The 6,926-nt window shown below is 59.4% G+C and carries 6 protein-coding genes; all 6 read left to right on the top strand.

The window, feature by feature from the left end:
- A partial coding sequence (gene dapD / locus Q7T64_RS11100) for a 2,3,4,5-tetrahydropyridine-2,6-dicarboxylate N-succinyltransferase (RefSeq protein ID WP_304795490.1) occupies positions 1–653 on the top strand: 653 nt, incomplete at its 5' end.
- 51 nt (positions 654–704) lie between these two features.
- Positions 705–1,841 carry a PilT/PilU family type 4a pilus ATPase gene (locus Q7T64_RS11095; RefSeq protein WP_304795488.1) on the top strand — a complete coding sequence of 379 codons (1,137 nt, stop codon included), beginning with the start codon at positions 705–707 and terminating at the stop codon, positions 1,839–1,841.
- Between the two features lie 35 nt (positions 1,842–1,876).
- Positions 1,877–2,236, top strand: a complete 360-nt coding sequence (locus tag Q7T64_RS11090; protein WP_304795486.1) for an ArsC family reductase — start codon at positions 1,877–1,879, stop codon at positions 2,234–2,236.
- Positions 2,233–3,360 carry a succinyl-diaminopimelate desuccinylase gene (gene dapE, locus Q7T64_RS11085; protein WP_304795484.1) on the top strand — a complete coding sequence of 376 codons (1,128 nt, stop codon included), beginning with the start codon at positions 2,233–2,235 and terminating at the stop codon, positions 3,358–3,360. Before Q7T64_RS11090 ends, dapE begins: the two co-directional genes overlap by 4 nt.
- A gap of 263 nt (positions 3,361–3,623) precedes the next feature.
- Complete coding sequence (locus Q7T64_RS11080) at positions 3,624–5,195, top strand: hypothetical protein (protein ID WP_304795482.1); 1,572 nt, start codon at positions 3,624–3,626, stop codon at positions 5,193–5,195.
- Between the two features lie 326 nt (positions 5,196–5,521).
- On the top strand, positions 5,522–6,926 hold a 1,405-nt coding region (locus tag Q7T64_RS11075; RefSeq protein ID WP_304795479.1), incomplete at its 3' end, for an ankyrin repeat domain-containing protein.

Genomic DNA, 6,926 nt, shown 5'->3' with positions numbered 1-6,926 from the left:
AGTGGATCAAGAAGGCCGTGCTGCTGTCGTTCCGGCTGGAAGACAATATCGCGATGCCGACCGGCGATCACATGCAGTTCTATGACAAGGTGCCGACCAAGTTCGCCAACTTCACCGCCGACGACTTCGCCCGCGGCGGCTACCGCGTGGTGCCGCCAGCCGTGGCCCGGCGCGGCTGCTTCATCGCCAAAAACGTCGTATTGATGCCGTCCTACGTCAACATCGGCGCCTATGTTGACGAAGGCACCATGGTCGACACCTGGGCCACCGTCGGTTCCTGCGCCCAGATCGGCAAGAACGTCCACCTGTCCGGCGGCGTCGGCATCGGTGGCGTGCTCGAACCGATGCAGGCCAACCCCACCATCATCGAAGACAACTGCTTCATTGGCGCCCGTTCGGAAGTGGTAGAAGGCGTGATCGTCGAGGAAAACTCCGTGATCTCGATGGGCGTGTACCTCGGCCAGTCGACCAAGATCTATGACCGCGCCACCGGCGAAATCAGCTATGGCCGCATTCCGGCGGGTTCGGTCGTGGTGTCGGGCAATCTCCCCTCCGCTGATGGCAAATACAGCCTGTACTGCGCCGTAATCGTCAAGCGTGTGGACGCAAAGACACGCGCCAAGGTCGGCATCAACGAATTGCTGCGCGACTAGCACCCGAATCGGGTCAGAATCACAAGGCATCAATTCGACCGGGAGACGATCATGGCAATGGAACGGCTGTTTCAACTGATGAAGGACAAGGGGGCATCCGATCTGTTCATGTCCGTCAATTCGCCGGTACAGGTCAAGATCAACGGCAACATGATCCCGGTCAACCAGCAAAAGATGGACAAGGCAGCCATCCTGTCGCTGCTGGCCGAAGTGGTCTCTGAAGACCGGCTCAAGGAACTGGAGCGTAACAACGAGCTCAACATGGGCATACCGGTAGAAGGACTTGGCAGCTTCCGGCTGTCCGCCTTCACCCAGCGCGGCACGCCGTCGGCCGTGTTCCGGTATATACCAAGCGTGGTGCCACGGCTGGAAGACTTGCGCGTTCCCGAGATACTCGGCGAGCTGATCATGGAAAAGCGCGGATTGTTGCTGGTGGTCGGCTCTACCGGATCCGGCAAATCGACCACCATCGCCGCCATGCTGGATCATCGCAACACCCTGAAGGCCGGCCACATCCTGACCCTGGAAGACCCGGTCGAATTCCTGTTCGTGAACAAGAAATCGATCGTCAACCAGCGCGAAATCGGCACCGACGCCGCCAGCCTGCAGATCGCCTTGAAAAACGCACTGCGCCAGGCGCCGGACTGCATCCTGATCGGCGAGATCCGCGACAAGGACACGATGAGCGCGGCCATGGCCTATGCCCAGTCGGGACACCTGGTGGTCGCCACGCTGCATGCCAACAACAGCTATCAGGCGCTCAACCGCATCATCAATTTCTTCCCGCTGGAAACCCGGCAATCGCTGCTGCCCGACCTGGCGGCGACCCTGAAGGCGATCGTGTCGCAGCGCCTGGTGCGCTCGATCGACGGCGGCCGCCGCGCTGCGGTCGAAGTGCTGCTCAATACCCGCCACATCGCCGAACTGATCGAACAGGGCGAACTGGGCCAGGTCAAGGAAGCGATGGAAAAAAGCCTGTCGCCCGGCTCGCAAACATTCGAGCAGGCGCTGCTGCACCTGATCCGCGATGGACAGGTAACACAGGAAGAGGCGCTGGCAAATGCCGACTCCGCGACCAATCTGTACTGGTTGCTCAGCAACCAGCCCACTGAACAGAAGAAGGAAGAGGCGGCACCGCCGCCCAAGGATGACTCGGCCACCTTTACCGAGTTCACCCTGAACGTATAAGCCTGCGTATTTCCAGTCCCGACCCCGATCGACCCATGCCCCTGATCCTCTACGGTATTCCGAACTGCGACACCGTTAAAAAAGCACGCACCTGGCTGGACCAGAACGCCATCGCCTATCAATTCCACGACTTCAAGAAAGCTGGCCTTGATGCCGGCACCGTGCAAGGCTGGCTGCAGCAGGTCAGCTGGGAAGCACTGGTCAACCGCAAGGGCACGACCTGGCGCGCGCTGCCCGATGCACGCAAGGCCGCAGTCCAGGACGCCGCCAGCGCCACTGCCCTGATGCTGGAGTCCACATCCGTGATCAAGCGCCCGGTGCTGGTGCGGGACGGCCAGGCATTCGTCGGCTTTTCCAGCGACGCCTACCAACAAATTTTCGAAAGCAAAGCATGAGCCGCACGCTGGCACTGACTGAAGAACTGATCGCCTTGTCCTCCGTCACGCCGGACGACAAGGGTTGCCAGCAACGCATGGCCGAACTGCTGGCGCCGCTGGGCTTTGTGTGCGAGTCGATTGCATCCGGTGGCGTCACCAATTTGTGGGCGCGGCGCGGCACGGCCCAGCCTTGCCTGGTGTTCGCCGGCCATACCGACGTCGTGCCGACCGGACCGCTGGAGCAATGGACCACGCCGCCCTTCCAGCCATCACAGCGCGACGGCCGCCTGTACGGGCGCGGTGCGGCCGACATGAAGACATCGCTGGCGGCGATGGTGGTGGCCTGCGAGGAATTCGTCGCCGCCCATCCCGGCCACAAGGGCTCGATTGCCTTTCTGGTCACCAGCGATGAAGAAGGTCCGGCCACTGACGGCACCGTGATCGTGTGCGATCGCCTGCGGGCCCGGGGCGAAAAGCTCGACTACTGCATCGTCGGTGAACCAACCAGTGTCAGCAAGCTGGGCGACATGATCAAGAACGGCCGGCGCGGCAGCATGTCGGGCCGGCTGGTGGTGCATGGCGTGCAAGGTCATATCGCCTATCCGCAGCTGGCAAAAAATCCGATCCATCTTGCCGTGCCGGCACTGACGCAACTCGTTGCCGAGACCTGGGACGAGGGCAATGAATATTACCTGCCGACGTCATGGCAGATGTCCAACATCCATGGCGGCGCAGGCGCGTCAAACGTCATTCCCGGTGAAGTCGTCATCGATTTCAATTTCCGCTTTTCGACTGCCAGCACGGTCGAGGGTTTGCAGCAGCGGGTCGGGGCCATCCTTGATCAGCACGGCCTGGATTACAAGCTGGAATGGTCCATCAGCGGCATGCCGTTCCTGACTGCGCGCGGTGAACTGAGCGATGCGCTCTCCAGCGCGATCAGGAGCGAGACCGGCGTCGAAACTGAATTGTCCACCAGCGGCGGCACCTCGGACGGCCGCTTTATCGCCCTCATCTGCCCGCAGGTAATCGAATTCGGACCGACCAATGCCAGCATCCATAAAATCAACGAGAACATTGGCTTGGCTGAAATTGAACCGCTGAAAAATATCTACCGGAAAACGATGGAGAACCTGCTGCTTTGAGCATGCTTCTTTTTTCCTGCTGCAAATACGCTTGACTGCGCACTCGCGCACAAGCAGACAGGCAGCACAAAGCCGACGCGAAACCCGGCCGACAGACCAGACCGAGGTCATGCAGGTTCAGCGTGGGCCCCATGCAGCAGCCTGTGTGTCCCCCCTCCCCTTCCTGAAGAGCATGGTGACAAGCTCGGCTGCATGCCGGTCTATTGAGAAAAATCATGCGCGCGAAAATCTAGCCAGACCGCGGCGACCTTGTCCGGAACTTCATGCACCGGCCCTTCACTCATGCGAGCGCAGGCTGGCCGTTCGTGCAGCACAATCACGACGACCTGAATCTGCGCCCCATTCAACACTCAGCGAAAGGTATTGACATGAGCACACCGGTTTCAGGCAATGCAGGCACTCCAGGCACTCCAGGCACTCCAGGCAAAATACCTTCGCCCCCTCGCACCGAGTACCCCGACGGTGACAACAATCAGTCTGCCAGGCCAGTTGTCACCACGCCGTCGGTGGCCCGCCGCAAACTGTCCTTTTCTGCCGAGCAAGACACTGGCAACGAGATCACTGCGTTCGGATCCGCGCCGACCGCGTCTGCGGTGGCGCCTAACACCACGACGTCTGAAGGCAGATTCACCGTTCTGACTGCAACCACGAGCCCGGCTTATGCCGTGCGCCAGACACAGCAGCAGCAGCGCAAGTCAACCGGAATGGATATTGAACTCGACGACTTGCTGGAACAGAAAACGGCGGCCAGCTTCGTGCGCCTGCTCGACAAAGCGCCGCAAACACTCATCACCAAGCACGGCAGCGAGTTGCTGATGCGCGCCGCAGCCTTCGGCGAAAGGGCGCCGATAGCAGCCTTGAGCGCATGCGGTGTTTCCCTGCAGCCGTTCTCGTTCGAAAATCCGCAAGGCTATCTGCCCCAGCACTGCCCCTTCACAAGAGCACTTTCCCTTAACGCGTTCGGATCGATACCGGCTTTGCTCGATCTCGGCGCCATCCCGAGTCCGATGGTACTCAATGCCATCGAAGTCTGGCCCGAGGAAGGCCGGGTCTGGCTGGAGTCGTGGATGATCGCGCAAGAAATGACAGTCCCGTCCTCGGAATTGTGGAATCAAGCCGAGGATCACGAGACATGCACCAGCGATCGAAGCCGGGACGCCTTGACGACGACGACGACCACGACCACCGCGGCGACAATGACGACAACAACGACAACGACGCAGACCACCACCAGCACGACAGCGGTACCGCCCAATCCCTCGACCCCGACCGTGCGAGATGGGGGCCGTCATGATGAAGTCTTTCGCAGCAGTTACCCGACCATGCCCGGCACGCCGGATTCGGTCAGGGCGGGCATATTTGCCATCTCAAACCGCGTGAGCAATCAAGATCAGCCCCATCAGACTGCGGTGACTTCATATCTGCACGATGATTTCGGCCGCTGGACGGGATCGCATGGCGCTATGTTGGCCGCACTCGCAGCCGCTGCTAACGCAGCGCAATTCCTCGCTCTGTTGGAGCAATTGCCAGACGATGTATTGACCGCAAACGAAGGCGGACTGCTGATGCATGCGGCGCGATTGAACTCGCCCGACTGTCTGTTTGCACTGATTTCACGCGGTGTGGAGTGCAGCCCCCATGGCACCAAACCAGGACGGGGCTATCAGCCACAATGTTGTCCGATTCGCAGCGCGATCCATGCCCATGCCTACGAATCGATCCAGATTCTGATCGAAATGGGTGCAGTGCCGCCTCAGGATGTCCTGGCAGAACTTTTCACTTTTCCGATTGAGGTTCAGCAAGCCCTGCGACCCTATACTTGGCAATCGTTTTGAACGCCGAGCATTTTTAGCGGATCGGGCGGTACGCTACGCGCGCACCCGGCGTGCCTTCCCCGCAAGGAGCTCCTGTCATGCCGGACACGGCCTGCAAGCATCCCGCTGTATTGCCGCTCAGCGATATCGTCGCTGCTCGCTGAACGCGGCCCATTAATCCTGCCACCATGGAACCATCCGGCCGGGGCGTGTACCACAAGCCACGCAGCCTTGCGGAAGGCATTTCTTAGTGACTGGAACTTCCCACCGCGCGCCCGCACCCAAGCGCGCTGGAAGTTCAATGCGGAAACAAATTCCGCAGCTTCCATCATTTACCGGAGAGTTTCATGTCCACGCATACGCCAGGTACGTCGCCACGGCTCGTCAACAATCCCTATCCTGCCCAACTGAACCCGGGCCACACAACAGAAGGTACGACACAGCAAGCGTCGACCGATCAACGCACCACCCAACCCAGCGTCAGCCAACAATCGCGACCAACGCCGCATTTTTCCATGGCTATCATCGGCCAGCAAATCGTAAGCGGCACAACGATGACAACCGGGCGCGCCGCGACTACGACCACCACCACTACCAATACCACGCGGACCACGACGACGATGACGACGACGACCTGTCCGACCTACAAAAACCGGTGCTCACCAGCACGTGACCCTGCCGCAGGCCGCCCCGTTTCATACAAGCAGATCTTGCAGTTGCAAAATGCTGGCCTTTCCCTATTGAATGACGCCATCGTCCGAGGCGATTACGAATACGCCCTCGATCTGGTGGATCAGGGCGAGCTGCCCACCAATAATTTCCTGCCGCTGCAAAGCGGTGCTGGCTCTCGCAATCGCGCGATAAGCAAACTGGTGTTCGCCGGCGAACAAGACAGCAACAAAATAGACCTGCACGACATCATTCTCGGGTTCACAGTCCAGGTCACGCTCCAGTGTCCAACACAAACACAGGTCATCAATAACGGGGGTGCGGACGTCCACCAGGTAAGCACCTACGGCGCGAACGCACTGACCATGGCAATCACGTGCGGCGCGCCGCTCGAATTTATCAATACACTCTGCGAAAAGGCAGCAAAAAATGATCCGGAATTCGTCAACCGCTGCGACGGTGCAGGCCGTACTGCCCTTTGCATGGCCGCTGAAAATGGCGACCTGGCTCTGATTGAAGTCCTGATGAAGGCCGGCGCCAAGCTGGGCGCGGCGGATTGGCATGGCGAGTGCGCTGCTGTGGTGAAAGCGGCACGACGCAACGACACCATTACATTGAACAAGCTTTTTTCCTACGTTTCGAAAGAGTTGAAGGACCAAAAATACCTGTTAAATGCGCTGAATCGTCTATCGTCGCAGAGTGCCATCCTGGGGTTGGCACAGGCGCTGCATTTGAAATTTCCCGGCCTGCGCGGAGACCTTTCCCAATTCACCTCCCTGTACCTTGCTGGTCTGCCCGCAGAATCCGTTGCAAGAGCCTTTGCAGAATACGGAATTATTTGTTCTGATGAACAAAAATTTCTTTGGATCGCGAACTGCCAAGACCCGAGATCATTGGCGGCCCCGCTTGATGCAGTCGATGAGCAGTTTATTCTCAAGTACATCAGGCAACTGCGTCTGGCCTGCCAGCCAGATCCAGCCATATACGACATCTTGGTTCGGCGAGATCCTGAATTTCAGGCCCTGCTAACCCAAAGCACCTTTAGTAATGCCGACCTGGAAGAGTTGTCGCGCGCCCTCGATG

Source organism: Lacisediminimonas sp., from assembly GCF_030645335.1.
Lineage (GTDB): Bacteria > Pseudomonadota > Gammaproteobacteria > Burkholderiales > Burkholderiaceae_D > Lacisediminimonas.
The sequence above is the reverse complement of the archived record's forward strand: the minus strand, read 5'-3'. Positions and strand labels throughout refer to the sequence as shown.